This is a genomic window from Pseudomonas sp. AC172, assembly GCF_979258595.1.
Genome location: NZ_OZ409868.1, coordinates 3,960,775 through 3,983,733 on the forward strand (window position 1 = coordinate 3,960,775; position 22,959 = coordinate 3,983,733).

At 60.0% G+C, this 22,959-nt stretch carries 18 protein-coding genes; 12 read left to right on the forward strand and 6 right to left on the reverse strand.

What is annotated here, in order from left to right; translation table 11 throughout:
* Positions 1 to 21 precede the first annotated feature (21 nt).
* The 9 genes from ACZ0A4_RS17845 (at position 22) to ACZ0A4_RS17885 (ending at position 10,028) form a co-directional block, all read left to right on the forward strand.
* Complete coding sequence (locus ACZ0A4_RS17845; RefSeq protein WP_463575796.1) at positions 22 to 1,350, forward strand: amidase family protein; 1,329 nt, start codon at positions 22 to 24, stop codon at positions 1,348 to 1,350.
* A 152-nt stretch (positions 1,351 to 1,502) separates the two neighbouring features.
* Complete coding sequence (gene mtr, locus ACZ0A4_RS17850) at positions 1,503 to 2,762, forward strand: tryptophan permease (RefSeq protein ID WP_463575797.1); 1,260 nt, start codon at positions 1,503 to 1,505, stop codon at positions 2,760 to 2,762.
* A gap of 262 nt (positions 2,763 to 3,024) precedes the next feature.
* Positions 3,025 to 3,951 carry a glutamate/aspartate ABC transporter substrate-binding protein gene (locus tag ACZ0A4_RS17855; RefSeq protein WP_077574373.1) on the forward strand — a complete coding sequence of 309 codons (927 nt, stop codon included), beginning with the start codon at positions 3,025 to 3,027 and terminating at the stop codon, positions 3,949 to 3,951.
* 193 nt (positions 3,952 to 4,144) lie between these two features.
* Entirely contained in the window at positions 4,145 to 4,891 is a 747-nt protein-coding gene (locus tag ACZ0A4_RS17860) for an amino acid ABC transporter permease (RefSeq protein WP_008079435.1), read from the forward strand.
* Complete coding sequence (locus ACZ0A4_RS17865; protein WP_003227756.1) at positions 4,891 to 5,562, forward strand: amino acid ABC transporter permease; 672 nt, start codon at positions 4,891 to 4,893, stop codon at positions 5,560 to 5,562. The genes ACZ0A4_RS17860 and ACZ0A4_RS17865 overlap by 1 nt, the downstream gene beginning before the upstream one ends.
* Positions 5,559 to 6,293 carry an amino acid ABC transporter ATP-binding protein gene (locus ACZ0A4_RS17870; RefSeq protein WP_007963947.1) on the forward strand — a complete coding sequence of 245 codons (735 nt, stop codon included), beginning with the start codon at positions 5,559 to 5,561 and terminating at the stop codon, positions 6,291 to 6,293. Before ACZ0A4_RS17865 ends, ACZ0A4_RS17870 begins: the two co-directional genes overlap by 4 nt.
* A 170-nt stretch (positions 6,294 to 6,463) precedes the next feature.
* Entirely contained in the window at positions 6,464 to 8,365 is a 1,902-nt protein-coding gene (gene aauS, locus ACZ0A4_RS17875) for a two-component sensor histidine kinase AauS (protein ID WP_463575798.1), read from the forward strand.
* Positions 8,362 to 9,690 carry a two-component response regulator AauR gene (gene aauR, locus ACZ0A4_RS17880; RefSeq protein ID WP_463575799.1) on the forward strand — a complete coding sequence of 443 codons (1,329 nt, stop codon included), beginning with the start codon at positions 8,362 to 8,364 and terminating at the stop codon, positions 9,688 to 9,690. Before aauS ends, aauR begins: the two co-directional genes overlap by 4 nt.
* On the forward strand, positions 9,690 to 10,028 hold the full coding sequence (locus ACZ0A4_RS17885; protein WP_463575801.1) for a GlpM family protein: 339 nt from the start codon (positions 9,690 to 9,692) through the stop codon (positions 10,026 to 10,028). The genes aauR and ACZ0A4_RS17885 overlap by 1 nt, the downstream gene beginning before the upstream one ends.
* Before the next feature lie 214 nt (positions 10,029 to 10,242).
* Here the strand turns inward: ACZ0A4_RS17885 and ACZ0A4_RS17890 are convergent, their stop codons facing one another.
* Together ACZ0A4_RS17890 and ACZ0A4_RS17895 are read right to left on the reverse strand one after the other, a co-directional pair.
* The gene (locus ACZ0A4_RS17890) at positions 10,243 to 10,908 is read right to left on the reverse strand and encodes a DsbA family oxidoreductase (protein ID WP_463575802.1); all 666 of its coding nucleotides are present in this window, start codon (positions 10,906 to 10,908) and stop codon (positions 10,243 to 10,245) included.
* A gap of 168 nt (positions 10,909 to 11,076) precedes the next feature.
* Positions 11,077 to 12,111 carry an alpha/beta fold hydrolase gene (locus tag ACZ0A4_RS17895; protein ID WP_463575803.1) on the reverse strand — a complete coding sequence of 345 codons (1,035 nt, stop codon included), beginning with the start codon at positions 12,109 to 12,111 and terminating at the stop codon, positions 11,077 to 11,079.
* A 217-nt stretch (positions 12,112 to 12,328) separates the two neighbouring features.
* Between ACZ0A4_RS17895 and ACZ0A4_RS17900 the strand changes: the two genes are divergently transcribed.
* The 3 genes from ACZ0A4_RS17900 (at position 12,329) to metR (ending at position 19,584) form a co-directional block, all read left to right on the forward strand.
* The gene (locus tag ACZ0A4_RS17900; RefSeq protein WP_463575806.1) at positions 12,329 to 17,884 is read left to right on the forward strand and encodes a dermonecrotic toxin domain-containing protein; all 5,556 of its coding nucleotides are present in this window, start codon (positions 12,329 to 12,331) and stop codon (positions 17,882 to 17,884) included.
* 127 nt (positions 17,885 to 18,011) lie between these two features.
* Positions 18,012 to 18,524 carry a hypothetical protein gene (locus ACZ0A4_RS17905; RefSeq protein WP_463575808.1) on the forward strand — a complete coding sequence of 171 codons (513 nt, stop codon included), beginning with the start codon at positions 18,012 to 18,014 and terminating at the stop codon, positions 18,522 to 18,524.
* A gap of 142 nt (positions 18,525 to 18,666) precedes the next feature.
* Positions 18,667 to 19,584, forward strand: coding sequence for a transcriptional regulator MetR (gene metR, locus ACZ0A4_RS17910; RefSeq protein ID WP_007916739.1), 918 nt, complete (start codon positions 18,667 to 18,669; stop codon positions 19,582 to 19,584).
* 108 nt (positions 19,585 to 19,692) lie between these two features.
* Here the strand turns inward: metR and ACZ0A4_RS17915 are convergent, their stop codons facing one another.
* The 4 genes from ACZ0A4_RS17915 to nosR form a co-directional block, all read right to left on the reverse strand.
* Positions 19,693 to 20,190 carry a GNAT family N-acetyltransferase gene (locus tag ACZ0A4_RS17915; RefSeq protein WP_463577585.1) on the reverse strand — a complete coding sequence of 166 codons (498 nt, stop codon included), beginning with the start codon at positions 20,188 to 20,190 and terminating at the stop codon, positions 19,693 to 19,695.
* Positions 20,191 to 20,192: 2 nt separating this feature from the next.
* Positions 20,193 to 20,831 carry a LysE family translocator gene (locus ACZ0A4_RS17920; protein WP_463575810.1) on the reverse strand — a complete coding sequence of 213 codons (639 nt, stop codon included), beginning with the start codon at positions 20,829 to 20,831 and terminating at the stop codon, positions 20,193 to 20,195.
* Positions 20,832 to 20,854: 23 nt separating this feature from the next.
* Entirely contained in the window at positions 20,855 to 21,289 is a 435-nt protein-coding gene (locus ACZ0A4_RS17925) for an NUDIX hydrolase (RefSeq protein ID WP_463575812.1), read from the reverse strand.
* Between the two features lie 67 nt (positions 21,290 to 21,356).
* Entirely contained in the window at positions 21,357 to 22,718 is a 1,362-nt protein-coding gene (nosR, locus tag ACZ0A4_RS17930; protein WP_463575814.1) for a response regulator c-di-GMP phosphodiesterase, NosR family, read from the reverse strand.
* Between the last annotated feature and the right edge of the window lie 241 nt (positions 22,719 to 22,959).

Consider the following 22,959-nt stretch of genomic DNA (forward strand, 5'->3'; position numbering starts at 1 on the left):
TTTTTTCGCCGAGAATCATCCATGTACAGCCAGCTTTCAATTGAACAGCTCGTCAACGGCTTTCGCAGTGGCCAACACTGCCCGGACACCTGGCAGCATGCCCTGCGCGAGCGTCATGTGCAGATGCAACACCTGAACAGTTTCATCACCTTCGACCCGTCAGCGTTCAAGGCAAATGCTGCCGAACGCGACAGCGCACTGTATGGCCTGCCGGTGTCGTTCAAGGACAACATCAACGTCAGCGGCCTGCCGACCACCGCCGGTACGCCCGGGCTGGCCGACTATGTGCCAACGGCCGATGCCGGCATCGTCGAGCGCTTCCGCCAATTGGGCGCGCAGATTGTCGGCAAGAACAACATGCACGAATTGTCGTTCGGCGTGACCTCGGCCAACCATTCCCATGGCGCGGTGATCAACCCTGTCAACGAACGCCACAGTGCCGGTGGCAGCAGCGGCGGTTGCGCGGCGGCAGTCGCCGCCGGGCTGGTGGCGTGCGCGGTCGGCACCGACACCGGCGGTTCGGTACGGATACCGGCGGCGTTCTGCGGGATTGTCGGGTTTCGCCCCACCACCGGCGTATATCCGGTGGACGGCATCGTCCCGGTGTCGCAAACCAAAGACACCCCGGGCCTGCTGACCCGCACCGTGGAAGACTGCCAGTTCATTCACGCGCAATTGACCGGCAGCCTGCATCAGCCTGAAACCCGACCGTTGCGCATTGGCATTCCCGAGCGTTTTCTCTGGACCGACCTCGCTGACAACGTGCAACGCGCTTGCCGCGCGGCCATTGATAGCCTGGCCGAGCGCGGCGTAATCATTGTGCCGGTCGACGATTCCGTGATTGGCGAGATCAACGAGAGCATTCAGTTTCCGCTGCCGATCTATGAGTTCTTCATCGACTTTCCACGCTTCCTGATGAAAGCAGGGCGCGGCGAACAGTTCCTCGACATCCTCGCGCAGATTCGCGATCCGGCGATCAAGAAAATCCTCACCGCCCAACTGGAAAGCCCAGCGATTTCCTACACCGACTACGTGCAGGCGCTGATGAGCAAGCTGTGTCTGGAGAAGGAGTACCGCGCTCTGTTCAACCGTCATCAGCTGGATCTGCTGGCTTACCCGACCGTCACTTGCAGCGCACCACTGCTCAGCGCTTGCGCGGATGAGAGCAATTTCGAAACCTTCGTGCGCAATACCGACCCGGCGAGCAACCTGGCGGCGCCGAGCATCAGCGTTCCGGTGGCGGCCGCGGGTGAGCTGCCAGTGGGCCTGTCGTTCGATGCGCTGCCGGGGCAGGACGGCTTTTTGCTGGCGAATGTTCAACGGTTAGCTCGTTTGCTCAACATCGCCTAAACCACGATCCCTGTGGGAGCGAGCCTGCTCGCGAAGGCGTCGTGTCAGTCGACATCAACTTCGTCTGCCAGACCGCATTCGCGAGCAGGCTCGTTCCCACAGGGGGACCTTGCGTCGATGCACCTATAACAATTCAAATTGCAGGCCTTGCCATGCGCGTCACCTCAATATCCTCCGTTCCCGCTGTCGAACGCTCGCCGTCGATCCTTGGCGGCGCCATGATCATCGGCGGCACCATCGTCGGTGCCGGCATGTTCTCGCTGCCGGTGATCATGTCCGGGCTGTGGTTCTACGGCTCCGTCGCCGTGCTGCTGTTTGCCTGGTTCTGCACCTTGCACTCAGGCCTGATGATCCTCGAGGCCAATCTCAACTACCGCGAAGGCGCGAGTTTCTCCACGATCACCCGGGATCTGCTCGGCCATGGCTGGAGCCGTTTGAACGGCTTGAGCATTGTGTTTGTCCTCTACACCCTGACGTACGCCTACATTTCCGCCAGCGGCTCAGTGATTCACCACACCGCGCAATCCTTCGGGCTTGAATTGTCATCGCGCGCCGGCGGTCTGGGGTTCACGCTGCTGGTGGCGTTCATTGTCTGGCTGAGTACCACGGCGGTGAGTCGCATGACCACGCTGGTGTTCGGCGCAAAAATCCTCGCGTTCTTTCTGACTTTCGGCGGTTTGCTGGGCCATGTGCAAAGCACCACACTGCTTGATCTGAACAGCGGCGACAGCCACTACTGGCCCTATTTGCTGGTGACCCTGCCCTTCTGCCTGACTTCGTTCGGTTTTCACGGCAACGTGCCGAGCCTGATGAAGCACTACGGCAAGGATCCACAGCGGATTCGCGCCTGTCTGGTCGGCGGCACCTTGATCGCACTGGCGCTGTATCTGGTGTGGATGCTGTGCAGCATGGGCAACGTTCCCCGCGACGCGTTCAGGGACATTGCCCAGCGCGGCGGCAACATCGATGTGCTGATCAGCGCCCTGGGGGCACGGCTCAACAGCGCCAACGTCGATCTGCTGCTGACGTTTTTCTCCAATTTCGCCGTGGCCTGTTCGTTTCTCGGGGTGACCCTGGGGTTGTTCGATTACCTGGCCGATGTGCTCAAGTTCGACGACAGCCCCGTCGGTCGCCTGCAGACGGCGGCCGTGACGTTCGGCCCGCCGATGCTCAGTGGTTTTCTCTGGCCGGAAGGCTTTCTGCATGCCATCGGTTTCGCCGGGTTGGCGGCAACGTTGTGGGCGGTGATCACCCCGGCGCTGCTGGCACGCGCTTCGCGCAAGCGCTTTGGCAGCCCGCGCTATCGCGTGTGGGGCGGCACGCCGATGATCGTTCTGGTGCTGTTGTTCGGGGTGATCTGTGCGACGTCCCATGTGCTGTTCGTGTTTGATTGTCTGCCGGTGTGGCGCTGAGGCGTCGCGTTCGGTTTACCGAACGCGACTCTACGGTCGATTCGGTTAACCGGATCAGTCAGGGTGAAAAATACCGCCACAAAACTTTAATAACGTTATAAATCATCAAGTTAAATATCTACGACTGGCCTGGCACGACTCATGCTCTACACTCTCTCGACGAATGCCTGTTGCGCCAACACTTCAGGAGCCGTCAGGCATTCGAAGCACAAAAGGGCCGACAAACTGGCTCCATAAAAAAAACAATGTCGAGGAAAATTTGATGCGCATCGTTCCCCACATCCTGGGCGCAGCCATTGCGGCCGCTCTGATCAGCACGCCAGTTTTCGCCGCCGAACTCACCGGCACCCTGAAGAAAATCAACGATTCGGGCACCATCACGCTCGCTCACCGCGACAGCTCCATTCCGTTTTCCTACATCGCGGACGCTTCCGGCAAGCCAGTCGGCTACTCCCACGACATTCAAGTGGCCATCGTCGAGGCCCTGAAAAAAGACCTGAACAAGCCAGACCTGCAGGTCAAATACAACCTGGTGACCTCGCAAACCCGTATCCCGCTGATCCAGAACGGTACCGCGGATATCGAGTGCGGCTCCACCACCAACAACGCCGAGCGCGCCCAGCAAGTCGACTTCACCGTCAACATCTTCGAAATCGGCACCCGTCTGCTGGTCAAGAAAGACAAGGATGGCAAGCCGTCCTACGCTGACTTCGCCGACCTGAAAGGCAAGAACGTCGTGACCACCGCGGGCACCACGTCCGAGCGCATCATCAAAGCGATGAACGCCGACAAGCAGATGGGCATGAACATCATCTCCGCCAAAGACCACGGCGAATCCTTCAACATGCTGGAAAGCGGCCGCGCCGTAGCCTTCATGATGGACGACGCGCTGCTGGCCGGCGAAGAAGCCAAGGCCAAGAAACCGGCTGACTGGATCATCACCGGTACTCCACAGTCCTTCGAAGCCTACGCGTGCATGGTTCGTAAAGACGACCCGGCATTCAAGAAGGCTGTCGATGACGCCATCGTCGCCCTGTACAAGTCTGGCGAGATCAACAAGATCTACAGCAAGTGGTTCGAAAGCCCGGTTCCACCAAAAGGCCTGAACCTGAACTTCCCGATGAGCGACAAGGTAAAAGATCTGATCGCCAACCCGAGCGACAAGCCGGCGCCTGACGTAAAAATCTGATTACTGACTAACCTTATTGCCTGAGGGGGCCACTCTCCCTCAGGCGTCTGTTACTACCTGCGGGCTTTACTGTGGAACACTCGACCTGGCGGTTTTCGAGCCGATCGCGTGTGCCTGACGTTCAACGTCAGGCGGGAAAGGATCTTCCCCAAGCGGGTGCTTGTACATCGATCGATCTCGAGGGGAGACCCTAATGAATTACAACTGGGACTGGGGCGTGTTCTTCAAGTCCACCGGCGTCGGCAGCGAGACGTATCTCGACTGGTACGTCACCGGTTTGGGCTGGACCATTGCCATCGCCATCGTGGCGTGGATTATCGCCTTGCTGCTGGGCTCCATTCTGGGGGTCATGCGCACGGTGCCAAACCGCATCGTGTCGGGCATCGCGACCTGCTACGTGGAACTGTTTCGCAACGTGCCGCTGCTGGTTCAGCTGTTCATCTGGTACTTCCTGGTGCCCGACCTGCTGCCGCAAAACCTGCAGGACTGGTACAAACAGGACCTCAATCCGACCACCTCGGCTTACCTGAGCGTTGTCGTCTGCCTGGGCCTGTTCACCGCTGCCCGCGTTTGCGAACAAGTGCGTACCGGCATCCAGGCGCTGCCACGGGGCCAGGAAGCCGCCGCCCGCGCCATGGGTTTCAAGCTGCCGCAGATCTACTGGAACGTGCTGCTGCCCCAGGCCTACCGGATCATCATTCCGCCGCTCACCTCGGAATTCCTCAACGTCTTCAAGAACTCCTCCGTGGCGTCCTTGATCGGCCTGATGGAATTGCTGGCGCAAACCAAACAGACCGCCGAGTTCTCGGCCAACCTGTTTGAAGCCTTCACCCTGGCCACGCTGATCTACTTCACCCTGAACATGAGCCTGATGTTGCTGATGCGCATGGTCGAGAAGAAAGTCGCGGTGCCCGGCCTGATCTCCGTGGGGGGTAAATAATGGACTTCGATTTCAGCGGCATCATCCCCGCTATCCCGGGCCTGTGGAACGGCATGGTCATGACCTTGCAGTTGATGGTCATGGGCGTGGTCGGCGGTATCGTGCTGGGGACGATTCTCGCGCTGATGCGCTTGTCGTCCAGCAAACTGCTGTCGCGCGTTGCTGGCGCTTATGTGAACTACTTCCGTTCGATCCCGCTGCTGTTGGTGATCACCTGGTTCTACCTGGCGGTGCCGTTCGTGCTGCGCTGGATTACTGGCGAAGACACCCCGATCGGCGCGTTCACCTCCTGCGTCGTGGCGTTCATGATGTTCGAAGCCGCGTACTTCTGCGAAATCGTCCGTGCCGGTGTTCAGTCGATCCCCAAAGGTCAGATGGCCGCCGCGCAGGCGATGGGCATGACCTATGGCCAGACCATGCGTCTGATCATCCTGCCCCAGGCGTTCCGCAAGATGACGCCGTTGCTGCTGCAACAGTCGATCATCCTGTTCCAGGACACCTCGCTGGTTTACACCGTGGGCCTGGTGGACTTCCTCAACTCCGCCCGCTCCAGCGGCGACATCATTGGCCGCTCCAACGAGTTCCTGATCTTCGCCGGTGTCGTCTACTTCATCATCAGCTTTTCCGCCTCGCTGCTGGTCAAGCGTCTGCAAAAAAGGTTCGCCGTATGATCTCTATCAAGAACATCAACAAGTGGTATGGGGACTTCCAGGTACTGACTGATTGCAGCACCGAGGTCAAAAAAGGCGAAGTGATCGTGGTCTGCGGCCCCTCGGGTTCCGGAAAATCGACCCTGATCAAATGCGTCAACGCGCTGGAGCCGTTCCAGAAAGGCGACATCGTCGTCGACGGCACCTCGATCGCCGACTCGAAGACCAACCTGCCGAAACTGCGTTCGCGCGTCGGCATGGTGTTCCAGCATTTCGAACTGTTCCCGCACCTGACCATCACCGAAAACCTGACCATCGCGCAGATCAAGGTGTTGGGCCGCAGCAAGGAAGAGGCAACCAAGAAAGGTCTGCAACTGCTCGAGCGCGTCGGTCTGTCGGCGCACGCGCACAAGCATCCGGGACAACTGTCCGGTGGTCAGCAACAGCGTGTGGCGATTGCCCGTGCGCTGGCGATGGACCCGATCGTCATGCTGTTCGACGAACCGACCTCGGCGCTCGACCCGGAAATGGTCAACGAAGTGCTCGACGTGATGGTGCAACTGGCCCACGAAGGCATGACGATGATGTGCGTGACCCACGAAATGGGCTTTGCGCGCAAAGTGGCCGACCGAGTGATCTTCATGGACGCCGGCAAGATCATCGAAGACTGCCCGAAAGAGGAATTTTTCGGCGACATCAGCGCCCGCTCCGAACGTGCGCAGCACTTCCTCGAGAAAATCCTGCAGCACTAAAACCGAGTACTTGCGCCATCACACTGATCCCTGTGGGAGCGAGCTTGCTCGCGAAAGCGGACTGACATTCAACATTGATGTTGACTGATCCGCCCCCTTCGCGAGCAAGCTCGCTCCCACAGGGACAGCGGTGAGCCTGCAAGTGTGGTGGTTGACCCAAGGCAACTGTGATGAAATGCGACCCCAATCTCTATCGCGCCGCGCCGCCATCACTTGCCGTGAAGCCCCGTCTGATTCGTCATTTGTTCCTGCCGCCACTGATCATCGCCCTGATGATCGGGTTGGGTTTTATCGGCTTCTGGACCAGTGAGCATTTCGGCATTCGCAGCCTCGGCGAGAACGGTCAGCGTCAGCTCGAACTGCACGCCCGCGCGGTCGAAAGCGAGATCAGCAAATACACCTACCTGCCCAGCCTGCTGGAACTCGAAACCAGTGTGTCGCAGCTGTTGGCCGACCCGACCCCGCAATACCGGGAAACGGTCAACGCTTACCTTGAAGGCCTGAACCGGCGCAGTCGCAGTCGGGCCATCTACGTCATGGACACCACCGGCCGCGTCATGGCCACCAGCAACTGGCGCGATGTCGACAGTTATCTCGGTGAAGACCTGTCCTTCCGCGCCTATTTCCAGAAAGCCGTACGCGGCGAACCCGGGCGTTTCTACGGCATCGGCAGTACCAACGGCGAACCCGGTTATTACCTCGCTCACGGCCTCGAAGAGCATGGCAAGATCATCGGCGTCGCGGTGGTCAAAGTGCGCCTGGAAGCCATGGAAGAACGCTGGCAGCGGGCGCGTCTGGAAGCCTTCGTCAGCGATGAAAACGGCATCATCATTCTGTCCAGCGATCCGGCCCGGCGCCTGAAAGCAGTGATTCCCCTGAGTGAAGCCACCAAGGAAAAACTCGCCCGCAGCCTGCAGTACTACTGGTTCCCGCTCAACGAGCTGCAACCTCTGGCTCGCGAAACCTTGTCCGAGGGCGTAGAAAAACTCACCTTCCCGGCCAACAGCGAAGTGCAGTCCGGCGAGGACGACATCAGCTATCTCGCGCAGACCCGGCCACTGAGCGATACGCCGTGGAATTTCACCCTGCTCACGCCGTTGCAGGACCTGCGCCGTGAAGCGATCAACCAAGGCATTCTCGTCGCGGTCGCCTTCGCGTTGGTCGCCTTCTTGCTGATCGCCTGGAACGAGCGGCGCAAGGTCATCGCCACCCGCCTCGCGGCCCGAGAAGCCTTGCAGGAAGCCAACAATCAACTGGAGCGTCGGATTACCGAACGCACCACTGACCTGCGCGCCAGCAACGAGCGACTGAAAAGCCAGATCCGCGAACGCCGTCAGGCCGAAGAGACCTTGCGTCGTGCGCAGGATGAGCTGGTGCAGGCCGGAAAACTCGCCGCCATCGGCCAGATGTCGACCAGCATTGCCCATGAATTGAACCAGCCGTTGGCGGCGATGCGCACGCTGTCGGGCAACACCGTGCGCTTCCTCGAACGCGGTCAACTGGATGTCGCCAGCACCAATCTGAAAACCATCAACGAGCTGATCGACCGCATGGGCCGAATCACCGCCAGCCTGCGTTCGTTCGCCCGACGTGGTGACAATCAGGGCCAGGCCAGCCTTGGCAAAGCCGTGGAAGCGGCGCTGCAATTGCTCGGTGCACGCCTGGAAAGTTCGGCGGTCAACATTCACCGCCAGTTAATTGATGTCCAGGTGCAGATCGACCAGACCCGCCTCGAACAGATTCTGGTCAACCTCATCGGCAACGCCCTTGACGCCATGCAGGCGCAGCCCCAGCCCGAACTGTGGCTGGAGGGCGAAGAGTTCAACGCCAAGTATCGCCTGCGCGTGCGCGACAACGGCCACGGCATCGACGCCGAAGCGCGCAAGCATCTGTTCGAACCGTTTTTCACCACCAAACCCGGCGAACAAGGCCTGGGCCTTGGTTTGACCCTTTCCGCCAGCCTCGCGGCCGCCACCGGCGGACACCTGGGTGTTGAACACCCGGCCAGCGGTGGCACCACCTTCGTCCTCAGTTTACCGTTGGTAAGCCCTACTCCCGCCGAGCCAATATGAACCCCGAACTCAGTGTACTGATCGTCGAAGACGACCCCCATGTGCTGCTCGGCTGCCAACAGGCGCTGACCCTGGAAGACATTCCCTGCGTCGGTGTTGCCAGTGCCGAGGAAGCGCTGGAGCGTGTCGGCGACAACTTTGCCGGTATCGTCATCAGCGATATCCGCCTGCCAGGCATCGATGGCCTGGAACTGTTGACCCGCCTCAAGCAACGCGATCGCAGCCTGCCGGTGGTGTTGATCACCGGCCATGGCGACATTTCCATGGCCGTCGGCGCGATGCAGAAAGGCGCCTACGACTTCATGGAAAAACCCTTCTCGCCGGAGCGTCTGGTGGATGTCGCACGGCGCGCGCTGGAGCAACGCAGCCTCGCCCGCGAAGTGTCGTCGCTGCGTCGGCAACTGGCCGAGCGCGATTCCCTTGAGGGGCGGATCATCGGCCGCTCACCGGCCATGCAAAACCTGCGCGAGCTGATCGCCAACGTCGCCGACACCTCGGCCAACGTGTTGATCGAGGGCGAGACCGGCACCGGCAAGGAGCTGGTCGCGCGTTGCCTGCACGACTTCAGTCGGCGCCACAGCAAGCAATTCGTCGCGCTGAACTGCGGTGGTCTGCCGGAAAACCTTTTCGAAAGCGAGATTTTCGGCCACGAGGCCAACGCCTTCACCGGCGCCGGTAAACGCCGGATCGGCAAGATCGAACACGCCGACGGCGGCACATTGTTCCTCGACGAAGTGGAAAGCATGCCACTGCCGTTGCAGATCAAACTACTGCGCGTGTTGCAGGAACGCACCCTCGAACGCCTCGGCTCGAACCAGAGCGTGGCGGTGGATTGCCGGTTGATCGCGGCGACCAAATCCGACCTCGACGAGTCGAGCAAGACCGGCGAATTTCGCAGCGACTTGTACTACCGCCTCAACGTGGTAACGCTGGAGCTGCCACCACTGCGCGAACGCCGCGAAGACATCCTGCAACTGTTCGAACACTTCACCCAGCAGTCGGCCCTGCGCTTTGATCGCGCGCTGCCGGAGCTGGATAACCAGACCCTGTCGAACCTGATGAGCCACGACTGGCCGGGCAACGTGCGCGAACTGCGCAACGTCGCAGAACGCTTCGCCCTCGGTCTGCCTGCGTTCAAGAAGTCGGGGGCCAACAGTGGCGGACAAGGGCTGGGGTTTGCCGAAGCGGTGGAAGCGTTCGAGCGCAACCTGCTCAGCGATGCCCTGCAACGCAGCGGCGGCAACCTGACTCAGGCGAGTCTGGAATTGGGTATGGCCAAGACCACGCTGTTCGACAAAGTAAAGAAGTACGGGTTGAGCCACTGATGGATCTGTTTTTCAAAGCCCTGTTGGGCGCAGCGGTAGTACTGATCATCGCGGCGCTGTCGAAAACCAAAAACTACTATATCGCTGGATTGGTGCCGCTGTTTCCGACGTTTGCGCTGATTGCGCATTACATCGTCGGCAAGGGACGTTCGATCGATGATCTGAAGACCACGATCGTCTTCGGGATGTGGTCGATCATTCCGTACTTTGTGTATCTGGCGACGTTGTATGTGATGGTGGACCGGCTGCGGCTGGAGGCTTCACTGGCGGTGGCGGCGGTGGCCTGGTTGATGGCTGCCACTGTTTTGGTGACTGTTTGGGTTCGCCTGCACAGCTAAGGTCAAAAGCCACCCTCACCCCAGCCCTCTCCCACTGGGAGAGGGGGCCGACCGAGGTGTCATGCGTCTGACATCGACCTGAAAGATCCGGTCGATTATGGATTCGGTACAGCGCGTTCAGGTCGGCGTATCACTCCAGCATCCCCCATTCAGTCCCCTCTCCCTCTGGGCGGTCCGACGTTTCGGGAGGGCTAGGGTGAGGGGCTTTTGCTCTTCAGTTGACGGTACCGCCCTTGGACTCCGCCATAATCTGCCGAATCGCCCCGACAAACGTCTCCACCGGCTGCCCGCCAGTCACCGCGTACTGCTCGTTGAACACCACGGTCGGCACCGAACTCACCCCGCGTTGCAGCCACAACTGCTCTTCTTCGCGCACCTCATCGGCAAATTCATCGGACGCCAGAATCGCTTCTGCACGCTGACGATCCAGCCCGACGTTTTCCGCAATCTGCACCAGTTGCCGGTGATCCGACGGATTGCCGCCATCACTGAAGTACGCCTTGAACAGCGCCTCTTTCAACGGCAACTGCAACCCCTCAAGCCCTGCCCAGTGCAGCAAGCGGTGCGCATCGAAGGTGTTGTAGATGCGGCTGTTGCCGTCGGTGCGAAAGGCAAACCCGAGTTCGGCGCCACGGGCGCGAATGGCTTCACGATTTTTTTGCGACTGCTCCGGCGTCGAGCCGTACTTCTCTTGGATATGCTCGGCGATGTTTTGCCCGTCAGCGCCCATTTTCGGATTCAGTTCGAACGGCTGGAAACGGATCTCGGCCTGCACTTCGTTGCGCAGGATTTGCAGTGCTTCCAGCAAGCCATACAAACCGACAACGCACCAAGGGCAGGAGACGTCGCTGACAAAATCGATTTTCAGAGCAGAACTCATCACACACCTCGCGGGGGGAAATCGTGCGGGAAAGTTTGCACGATACACCGGGGCAGCGTTTTGTGGTGACCGTGATGCCGCCATCGCTGGCAAGCCAGCTCCCACAAGGATCACACCGAACCTGTGGGAGCTGGCTTGCCAGCGATGGGGAAACAGCAGACTTCTCGGTTACAGCAGATTCCCCCCCACCACCGGCTCAATCTGCGCCCAGTGCGAAGTGTCTTCACGATGCGCCTGCAAATACGGCAGCACCGCCGCCAGCAACGGTTCCTTGAATGCCTCCTGAAAACGATGCGCCAGCCCCGGGATCAGTTTCAACTGACTGCCGCGAATATGCGCCGCCAGATGCACACCGTGCATCACCGGCAACAACGGGTCCGCCGTGCCATGCACCACCAGCGTCGGCACGCGCAATTGGTTGAGCAACGCCACCCGGCTCGGCTCGGCAAGAATCGCCATGATCTGCCGTTTCACGCCTTCGGGGTTGAATGCACGGTCATACGACAGCGCCGCCTGATGCAGCAAGGCCTGCCGATCATCCGTCACCGCCGGGCTACCCAGCGCCGCGAGCAAATCCGCCTGTTGCTCCAGTGCCACCTGACGATTCGGTGCACCGCGTCGCGACAGCAACTGCACCAGCGCGGCACTCGGAGCCGGCAGACCTTCGGCGCCAGAAGTGGTCATGATCAATGTCAGGCTTTCGACCCGCTGCGGCGCCATCGCGGCCATGTGCTGGGCAATCATTCCGCCCATGCTCGCGCCCAATACGTGAAATTGCTCGACGTGCAACGCGTCCATCAAGCCCAGCGCGTCGTCCGCCATGTCGGTCAGGCTGTACGGCGCCGCCACCGGCAGACCAAGCTTGTAGCGCAGCACTTCGAAGGTCAGGTTGGCTTCAACCGGCGCCTGTCGCCAGGTCGACAGACCGACGTCGCGGTTGTCGTAGCGAATCACCCGAAAGCCCTGCTGGCACAGCGCAACGACCACTTCGTCCGGCCAGTGGATCAACTGTCCACCCAGGCCCATGACCAGCAACAACGCCGGATCCGATGCGCGACCAATGCTCTGGTAAGCCAGGCTCACCTGCGGCAGATCGACGTGTTCGGTCGGCACATTCACATCGCAACGCGCCGCCGCCCATGACGACGATCCGAAAAAAATCGCGGCCAACAAAGCCGCGACAGATAGAAAAACCTTAGCCATGAAAAACACCGAAACGCAGAACCCCAGTAGAGCGCGAGTCTGATGAAGTTTGTACAAGCGCGCTGCCACAGTTCCATGACAGTTTGATGAAGAGTGCCGAGCGGTCATGGGCGCTTGTTGCAAACAATATCTATGTACCGCCATCGCCTTGCGCGATTTCTCTTCAATGACCCGCTCTGGGACGGATTTCCCGCCCCGCCATGCGAGTCATGCCCCCATGCCCGATCGTCTTGTTCTGGATGAACTCCCCGCCCCCTCACCGTTGCCCGAGACCGTCGAGCACCTGCCGAAAACGATCGATGACAGCCTGTTGCAGCAGGCCAGCCATCGCTGGCGCGCCAGCCGTGAGGGTTTGCGCGAATTGTTTGCCGCCAGCCCTGCCCTGCGCGACAGCGTCAATGAGCTGCTGCGACAACAGCTGCAACTGGACGGCGAAAAAGCCGGATTGCGCTTCGCGGCCACCGATGACGAGCCGGAACACACCGTCAGCCTTACCGATGCCTGTGCCTTCGTCGTTCAACAGCCGACACTGGAAACCGATCTGGATCAGCGTTGTGAGCTCACAGGTATCGGCGCCGATCATCCGCTGTACGCACTGAAACCCCGGCAACTCCTTGAGAAGCTCAAATCGCTCGATCCACGCAAAAGCCACGAGGCTCGCTGGACAGCGTTCTGGGAAGCGCGCGCGCCACGCACGCCTGTGTCACGGAGTAGCCGCGCCACGCAGCTCTATCGTGCGCACTTCGAAGCCACCGCGCATACGGCCCACGCGAACCGCGTCATCACCGCCGCACAACTCAAAACGCTGCAACACATTATCGATTCGGGTGCTGGTGCATTGACAGTCGAGGGTCAAGCCATCCACACGGAAAAACTGGCACTGGTGTTGAGCAACGACAGCAAAGTCAAACTTCCCGGTGCGTGGGTCGTCAGCGTCGGCGATCTGGCCGCGACGGCGCCATTGCTTTATCTGCCCTGCAACGCCGCGTCGATCCTGGCCTTCAACACACGCGCAGAGATGCAAATCTGGCTGGCCCGTCAGGTACAGATACCCACGGGACTGCCCAAGGAAATCCGGCGCATCGACTACAGCGCGGCGCTCGACCCGATGGTCACCGGGGCGAGCGACCTGTTCGCCGACCGACACCACGCGCAGCTCGATGCCTTGAGCAACACCAATAAAGGCAAGCCCGGGATCAGCGAGCACGGTGCGCAATCGCTGGTCCATGTCGACCTGATCGATCATCAGCGCAGCAGCGCGATCATTGTGGCGGCCCCGCCAAAACCGCTCGCGCCCGGCAGCGATAGCCAGACGGATGAGAAACCGCTGTTCGGCAGCCTGTCGGCCGGCATTCCACTGACGGTACGACAAGCGGCGCTCAAACGTGAACGCGATGCGCTCGAACGCTTGCAGGACAACGACGGTGACGGGGCTGGATATCGAGAGTGCAAGGACGCCCTCGAAGCGCTGGAGACAGCCGAACAAGCCGGCGAGGTTGCCGCCACATCGCTGCTTTACCGCGACAGTGCCCTCGACGCGAGCGCTTTCAACACAGCGTTCACGGCCCTCCGTCAGGCGCACCAGGACGGCTTGTACGCCGAAGGCGGACTGCAAGCGGCGCTGGGCCAACTCGACAGTGCCGAACACGATCTGCTCAAGGCCGTCCTGGACAGCCCCGTCGCGGCTGAACGCGACGCTGATTTCACGGCGGCCTGCCTGACGCTTTCGCGGACCGAAACCAAGGAAGGGATCCGTACGACGCAGACCGAACCACTCAAGGGCGCGCTGCTCCTCGGACGCCAAGCGGCCCTCTCGGACAGGGCAGCGACTTCCAGCCTCATGCTCTACTGGCCGGGCACCGGCGGTGGCCTGCAACGCTTTGCCGATCGCCGGACACTGGAGCGCGAAGTATTCAGGATTCTGGACGACGACAGCGACGTGACCCTGCAACTGAGCCCGCTCACCACAGACCCACTGCATCATTGCCTCAATGAGCTGGTGACCGACTTCGAAGCAAAAGCCGCACCTCTGCGCGGCAAACCCGAACAGGCTGACGCGCTGGAAATTCTGCGTCAGGACTACCTCGCCCATGTGCAGGTTCCGGTTCACGCCGCCAGAAGCCTGTCCTTTGCTCACCTGCAAGAGCAGGAACGCAGCGGCACTCTTGCCGGCCATCTGCCGGACTGGTTGATCAAGCTCAAGGAGCACGAGCGTAACGGGCTCAAACAGAACATCGAGGCATACATCGCGGCGATGCGCCAAAGCCATGCCCTCATGACCCTCGCACTGGAACCCCGTGACGACTTCACCCGCCGTCACCTGAGCGCCCGACTGCGCAAGGATTTTTCCCTTGAAGGCCACTTTTCCATCCAGGTCGAATTGCCCGACTCGACCAAAACCGAACAGGTCCCCGAGTCGGGGCCTGGTGGCGTCAGGAAGAAGACCACCATTGTGCCCAGCAAAACCCGCAGCAAAATGTCACTGGAAGACCTGGCCCAACTCAATATCGATAACGTGCAGTCAGTACTCAACGACTCACTGTCGCAGCGTCTGGTCTTCCTGCGGCTTGAGGTGACTGCGACACTGAAAAAGGATCGCACGCGCCTGCTCAACGGCATCAACCTGACCTATCTGCGCAAAGTCTTGCCAGAACTCGACCTGCCCAAGGCCTACGAGCAGAAGATCCATAACGCGTTCAGGGGCGCCGCCAGCGAGTCGGACTTCGTCAGACAACACCGCCGGGAAAGCCTGATCGAACCCTGGCGCCTGATGCTGAAAATCCAAAGCGACAATGCGCGCCTGCAAAAGCACCTCAGCGCTGATGAGTCCGCACTGCTGAACATCGCCATCGATGCCGACACCGCAGAGGCGTGGCAAGCCAACGGCAAGCGCCTGGTCCTGTTGCCGGTGTCGCTGAAAGTCGGCGGCAAGGACACCCCCGGCGAAGGCCCGGTGACCCTGTCCGGGGTCAGCCTGATCGAAGAACAGATCAGCGGCGTCACCCTGTTGTACCTGCCAGACAGCCACGACGGGCAGTTTTTCCGCCGCTACGATACGCTCGAAGCGGCGCGCAAAGGCCTGTTCACCCTGTGCGGGAGTGACAAGTGGATCGAGTACCTGGCGAACAGAGCTTTGCAGGGCAACGTCAGGGCCCATGTCAGCCGTATCGGTCAGGCCGTGGAAAAAAACTTCGACGCCATCATCGAAGTCGGCGTGCGCTGGCCGGCGACTACTTCATTCGCTGCGCACCTGCTCGATGCACACATGGGACGCTTGATCGAGGCCCATCGCGGCACTTCGCGCTCCAACGATGAGCTGTTCTTCGAACGCTACAGCTTGAAAGGCCCGCGCGCTTTCAATTACATAAAAATGGCCTTGGGGATGGTGCCCTTTGTTGGCAGCGTGCTGGCCCTCTATCAGGCGTGGACCGCTGCCAATCAGGCCGCTGCCGCGTTCTTGCGGGGTGATGTGGCTGACGGTCTCGCGGAAATCGAGTCTATGCTGCTGTCGTTGATCGACGCGCTTATGGACCTGCTCCCGGGCGAAGCGGTGGCCTCGACCCTCTCACGGACGACACGCGCATTGACGCAGGCTCGGCAGCTCCACGCGGTGCTCGGCAACGTCGCGGCGCTGCACGGCAAATCGCAGCGTCAGGCCAGGCATGTGCTGGCACGATTCAAGGATTACGAATATGAAAAACCGATTTCACTGGCAGGGACTGAACCCGCCACCCATGGTCTTTATCGCGGTATCTACCGGCATGCCGACGGCGACTTCATCGAACGTCAGGGTCGCCTCTACCAGGTTGAGCTGAGCAAGGACTCGCGCCAGTGGCGCTTGTCAGGCAACTCGCAAAAAACCTACAAGCAACCGATCGCACTGGATGAAAGCGGGCATTGGGACACCTGGTTCGGCGTTTACGGGACCACCCTTGAAGGCGGCGTGGTAGGTGGCGGCAATGTGGGCGGGCGCATGCTCGATACACTCGACCCTTACTGGCCGCCGGTGATTCGGCAACGCTTGCCACGCTGGCTGGTGGATCGAAATTTCCGTCGTCACCATCAACTGACCGCCGCCGCAGACGACCTGGCTGACCAATTACAGCGCAGGGGAACAAAAAGCGACCAGGTGCTCAATGTCTACCGCGAAGCCTCGGACGCGGAGCGCATAGCCATGTGGCCAACCGTCGAAGCCGCTTGCGTTGGCGATATCCAGTTGGCCAGGCAGCGTTATGAGGCGCTGACCGAGTTGACTGCGCTGACCCAGGGTAGAAAACGCAGGGCTGTCGCCGAAATGCAAAGCAAGACCGCCTGGCTGTTGACTGATCGTTATCGGCGTCGCGCCCTTCACCTGTCACATAACATTCACGGCATGACACAAGCAATCAAGCGATTGAAGCAGCTACACAATGCGCTGCCAGGTGATGCTCTGGTTGAACGCTTGCAACACTTTGAGGACATCCACGGGTTTCGTGTCGAGATCGTGAACAAGCTCGATCAGTTGGGGGAGCTCAAGGACCAGGTCAATCACTGGTATGAGCGCATGCTTGCCAAAGACCGGCCGAAAATTTCGGTGCTGGTCGATAACACTAACACCCGTCACAGTGAAGCGATCCTGCTTTACCTGAAAACCTCCCAACGCTTGGAAGTCGTCAAAAAAACCGGCAGCCCGAACGATGCGTCGTGGCGCTATTTTGTAACTGTGACAGAGCCACTTCGCAGAAAAATCGATCTGCACCTGTACCGCCAGTACGACTTGCCGAACATTCAGAGCACGACCGCCCAACGTAACCGCATTCTTCAGGAAAGCGTCGACGCTTGCGTCGAGTTTCGTCGCGAGATGGCCGTCTGGACCGCCAGCTATCCGCAATTTTTTCATCTGGACGTCGTTGATCCCTTGCTGGAAGGCATTGATCGCTTGGCTGATCGAGCGCGTGCCGCGATCAACAAACCACCCGAGCCCAGGGTCGTGGGGCAACCTCTGCAGCGCGTGTTCATCACTGATGACAACCAATTGCGCCATGGCGTGGAGCAATGGGATAACGTGACCCAGACACATCGATATAGAAGTACCGGATCCGGAGGCCATGAAGAAATCTGGGAACAAGGCGCCGATGGCGTCATGCGCCTGACCAACCCGCAACCCACAGTGACCCGTTCACCCACTGGATTGAGTCTGGCCACTCTCGTCACCGAGGCACAACAACGTCTGGATAACGTGGCCACTTACCGCGCCACGGTTCAGAGAAACGCTAAGCGGGGCATGCTCCCCATCGACCTGCAACACATGATGGACAGTCAGGCGGGTGAACTCACCACCCGTGCCGATAGTATCGCTGCCAAGTCGGCAGAGCAGCCGATCATCCAGCAACTGCGCGATCAGGCCGCCGAGCTTATCGTCGAAGGCCGCGCCCTGCGCACCCAACACTCATTGACCAGTCAAAAGCCTACCGACGGCATGCTGGATGACCTCATCGGCCAGAATGCGGTGGAAATCCGCAAGCCCCTTGCGATGCGGCAACTGCCTGACCATCAGGGCCAAGCCAACTACCTGCAGGAATATGAGGTCTGGAATATCACACTGGAGCCTGCACAATTGCTCTGGTACGTGCATTTCCATTACCGCTCGGCTACCCGGCCTTTTAACAAATTCGAAAGAGCCCACCTGAAACTCCCACAGCATCGCATGCTGACGCACGCTGACGACTCGACCTTGCTTGATTCCAGAATTACCCAACAGTCGATTGTCCTGAGGCATTTCGAAGGGGGTTGAATCCGTATTTCATAACCGCTCGTCGCTACTGTCAGATCTGACAGTAGCGCGACCTTGCGTTTACGCAGTCAATGGTTCGACGACGGAACTCATGGTGAACCGTCGATACGATTACGGGATGGCAGACATGAATAAAAATTTTCTGCAAAACGGCGACTTCGGCACTGGCGAGTTTGCGCCTTGGGAGGTTCATGTATTCCAAGGCAAGGCCAGCGTCGTTCAGCATAACCTCGACTATCAAGCGAAGGTGCTGCCTGGTGTAGACAACGGCGTCGTACTGTTGAATCGATTCGACGCCCCACCCGGGGTCTTTACCGTGCAGATCGATGCATCCGCGCCTGAGGCCGAATACCATCAGGATCCGCCGAACATCGACACGCACCCGATTCTGTTTTTTATCATCTCGGGCTATGGAGAGGACGGCAGACCAATCCAGTACGACGTCGGTAGCTGGTGGCTGAAACCTGCGCAAATGTCTTTCAAATACTCCGGCGTCATGTTGGCAGGTGTAGTGAGCGCCCAAGTGCAAGTGTCCTTTCCCTCTGATCCTCTTAAGGTCAAGGGGTCGCTCTACATCGATAACGTCAGCTATACGCTCGACCCGCCAGGGCAGATTCATAAAACGCGCTGGAATCAGTGATCGGCAACCCCCACTCAGAAACTGCGCAGCGGGTAGGTGACACTCTGCGGGCAAAAGATTTCGTAATCGTCGACAGCCCACTAAACATGAGACAAACTCAACACTTTTGCGTTGACCACAAGTTTTCTTCATGGAGCCATCGGTGCTTGAAATCCGCCACCTGAAAACCCTGCACGCCCTGCGCGAAGCCGACAGCCTGGTCGATGCCGCCGACCGTTTGCATCTGACGCAATCAGCGCTGTCCCACCAGTTCAAAGAGCTTGAGGAACGGCTGGGCATGGCGTTGTTCGTGCGCAAAACCAAGCCGGTGCGTTTCACCAGTGCCGGTTTGCGCCTGCTGCAATTGGCCGACGCCACCCTGCCGCTGCTGCGCGCCGCCGAACGGGATATCGGCCGTCTGGCCGGTGGCACCGCCGGGCGTTTGCACATGGCCATCGAATGCCACAGTTGTTTCCAGTGGCTGATGCCGACCATCGACCAGTTCCGCGATGCCTGGCCGGAAGTCGAACTCGACCTTGCCTCGGGTTTCGCCTTCGCACCGCTGCCAGCGCTGGCGCGTGGTGATCTGGATCTGGTGGTGACGTCTGATCCATTGGAAATCGCTGGCATCACCTATGTGCCGCTGTTCACTTATGAAGCCATGCTTGCCGTGGCCAATCAGCATGCACTGGCGAGCAAACCGTACATCGTTCCCGAAGACCTGCTGACGGAAACGCTGATCACCTACCCGGTGGAACGCGACCGCCTCGACATCTTCACGCGCTTCCTCGAGCCGGCCGACATTGAGCCGGCCCAAGTGCGCACCTCAGAGCTGACGGTGATGATGATGCAACTGGTCGCCAGCGGCCGAGGCGTCTGCGGCATGCCGCACTGGGCGCTGCACGAGTACAGCTCGCGCGGATATGTGAAGGGTAAACGGCTGGGGGAAAAGGGTTTGTTTGCAACGTTGTATGCGGCGATTCGTACCGACATGCTCGATGCACCGTACATGCGTGATTTCCTGCTGACGGCCAAGGACACCTCGTTCTCGACCCTTGATGGTGTCAGCGCCGTGCGCTGAACCCTGTGGGAGCGAGCCTGCTCGCGAATGCAATCGGTCAGTTGCCACGGTTGCTGACTGACACACCGCTTTCGCGAGCAAGCTCGCTCCCACAAGGGCGGGGTGATATCAGATCTCGCGCCACATGTGGATCTTGTCGAAGTAGTCTTCGCCCACCCGCACTGCCAGCGGTTCAAGACCGAACTGGATGAAGCCGCAGCGCTGGTAGAGGTTGAACGCGGCTTCATTGCCAGCCGTGACGGTCAATTGAATGAGTTTTAACGCCGGGTGGTTTTGCGCTTCGGCAATGGCCGCCTGTACCAGTTCATGACCCAAACCGTGCTGACGAAAGTCGGCTGATACGTACATGCCGAACAGCGTGGCCTTATGGCGGGCCTTTTCGCGCGGTTCGAACGCCAGGCCGACGATGCCGGCCAGCGTGCCGGCTTCAAACGCGCCAAGTACCACGTCGAGTTTGCTGGTCAGGCGTGCTTCCCACCAACTCAACGGCATCACCGCGCGTTCGCGCACGCTGGAGGTGAACGCCTGCGGATGACGGTCGTAGGCTTCGAGCATCAGTTCCCGGTAGGCCAGGGCATGGCTGGCGTCCAGCCGCTCGATCCACATGCTCATGCAGCCCTGCGTTGTTCAAGCATCAGGCGCAGCGCCAGACCACCGAGCACAACCCCCATGAAGTAACGCTGCAGCGCCAGCCATGTCGGGTTGCGCACAAACCACGAAGCAATGCCGGCCGCGAACAGTGCGATCAGCAAATTCACGCAGAAACTGACGCTGATCTGGGTCAGGCCGAGGATGATGCTTTGGGTGAACACCGAGCCGTGTTCTGGCGTGATGAATTGCGGGAATACCGAAAGGTAGAACACGGCGATCTTCGGGTTCAGTGCGCTGGTGAGAAAACCCATGGTGATCAGCTTTCGCGATGAATCCGCCGGCAGTTGCTGTGCTTCGAACGGTGAGCGCGCCCCCGGTTTCAGCGCTTGCCAGGCCAGCCACAGCAAGTACAACGCCCCGGCCCATTTCAGCACTTCGTAGGCCATCGGCACCGCCAGAAACACTGCGGTCAAACCCGCCGCTGCCGCAAACAGATGCACAAAGAACCCAGCCACCACCCCGAGCAACGAGGTCACTCCGGCCTTGCGCCCCTGACATATCGAACGCGAGATCAGGTAGATCATGTTCGGCCCCGGCGTCAGCACCATCAGCAGTGCAGCAGCGGCGAAAATCAGCAGGTCTTGTAGCGGGATCATGGCAAAGTCCCTTGCGTGGATGATCAGGCAATTGCGCTCAGCGAGTTGCGATAAAACGGCAGGATCAGGTCGCGTGTCAATGGCGCCAGAACGACTGCAGGATCAGTGGCCGGATCGACCCAGATCACTTCTTCGATCTCCGCCGCCGGCGTGACATTGGCCTCGATGGTCAATTGAAAAATCTCGGCCTGAACGACAAACCCCGGCTCGTTGGCGGCAGGTGCCGAAAACTGGCCGAGAAAAGAGGCCTGCGCCGGATCGATCCGCAAGCCCAACTCCTCCTCCAGCTCACGCGCCAGTGCGTGCACCGGCAACTCGTGCGCCTCGATCTTGCCGCCCGGTTGCATGAACGCCGTGGTACCGCGCTTGCGCACCAGCAGGGTCTGCCCTTCGAGGTTGAGCAACAGCGCGGCGGCTATACGAATGAGGTTTGCAGAGTCAACAGATGCACAAGTCATGGGTCAGCCACCGGCCTGAAAAAACCGCAAGGATCCCATGCCCGACCCCATGACGTCACCTCGCCGCTCATTCCCCCAGCGCCTTGAGCGTGGCTTCAACCTCCTCCGGCACCTTGACGAAAATCGTGTACTTGCCGCCCTCCATCGCTTCGAACGCAATCAGCTTTTCCACCAACAACGCGCTGAGCACCTTGCCGGCGTTGAGCAGTAGCATGCCGTTATCGGCATTGAGGTTGCGCGCCAGAATCATCCCCGTCGCCAGATCCCGAGTGGACAGCACCTTGACCGACGGATCGGCCAGCGTCACGTCGCTGAGAAATGCCGCACACACCTGAATGAAATCTTCGACCAGATCGGGATCGTACAAGCGCCCCGCGTATTGGCGCAGGTAAAGCAGCGCTTCATCGCTGTTCATCTGCCGCTCGAGGATCAGACCGCGCTGCAACTCGACGAAATCCACCGCCAGTTTCAGCAAGCGTGAGCCGAACGGAATGCCTTCGCCCTTGAGCCGGTCGGGAAAGCCGCTGCCGTCCCAGCGCTCCTGATGATGCAGGATCAGACGCGCCGCATCCTTCATCGGGTCCAGGGTCATGAGCAACGATTCGCTTTGCTTCGGATAACCGCGATAGCGCTCGCGTTCGGTATGGCGCAGCAGATCCGAGGGCGTGGTCATCATCGCGTCGGTCCAGCTCAGCTTGCCGATGTTGTACAGCGCCGCAGCCATGGTCAGGTCGCGGCTGCTGGCCTCGTCCAGCCCGTGCTGTTTGCAGTAGCTGCGCACCAGTTCGATGATCTGCCGGTTGGTCTGTTTGGCAGGTGGCAAGCGCAGATTGGCCAGCAGCGAAAACACTTCGGTGCCGGTGACATAGCTGTGTTTGAGCTCTTCGTACGCCAGATCGAGCATGTCGGCGGTTTGCTGCAATTCGGCGGTGCGCGCCGCGACATGCTTTTCCAGAGTGCTGTTGAGCAGTTTGAGCTGGTCGTTCTGCACTCGGGTCAAGCGCTCCAGGCGCTGGCGCTCCTGCTCGGAATGCTGGTGTTCGAGGGACTGGCGCAGAATCAGCAGCAACTCTTCGTCATTCCACGGTTTGCTGATGTAACGGTGAATCTGCCCGTCATTGATGGCTTTGATGATCGCCGCCGGGTCGGCATAGCCAGTGAGCATGATCCGCGCAGTCGCCGGATAACGCTCACGGACATGCGCCAGCAACGACGCACCGTCCATGCCCGGCATGCGCGCATCGCTCATCACCAGGTTCACCGGTTGCTGCGCGAGAATCTCCAGCGCCTGGGCGCCGCTGGTGGCCAACAGAAGATCGTAGGGTTGGCCGCGTAACAGGCGACGCAGGCTGTTGAGGATCGACTCCTCGTCATCGACCAGCAGCACTGAGGGTCGATGCGCCGGCATCGGCGCGGATAGCTCTTCCATGGCATGGCCTCAAGCAAACAGGGAAATAACGACGCACCGACCCGATACTTCGCCGGTTCGCGCCTGAGTCCAAGGCTAGATGATTTTGGCCGGCATTCACGCCGATCTTTGTCCGGGGCCGAAAGCGCAGTGCCGGGGAGCCGACTATGCTGAAGACAGCACAAGACTTCATCGGCTGATACAAACAGGCAAATGGCGAGGGAAAAGGATGCCCCGGATCACCACAGCATGCCTCCCCACG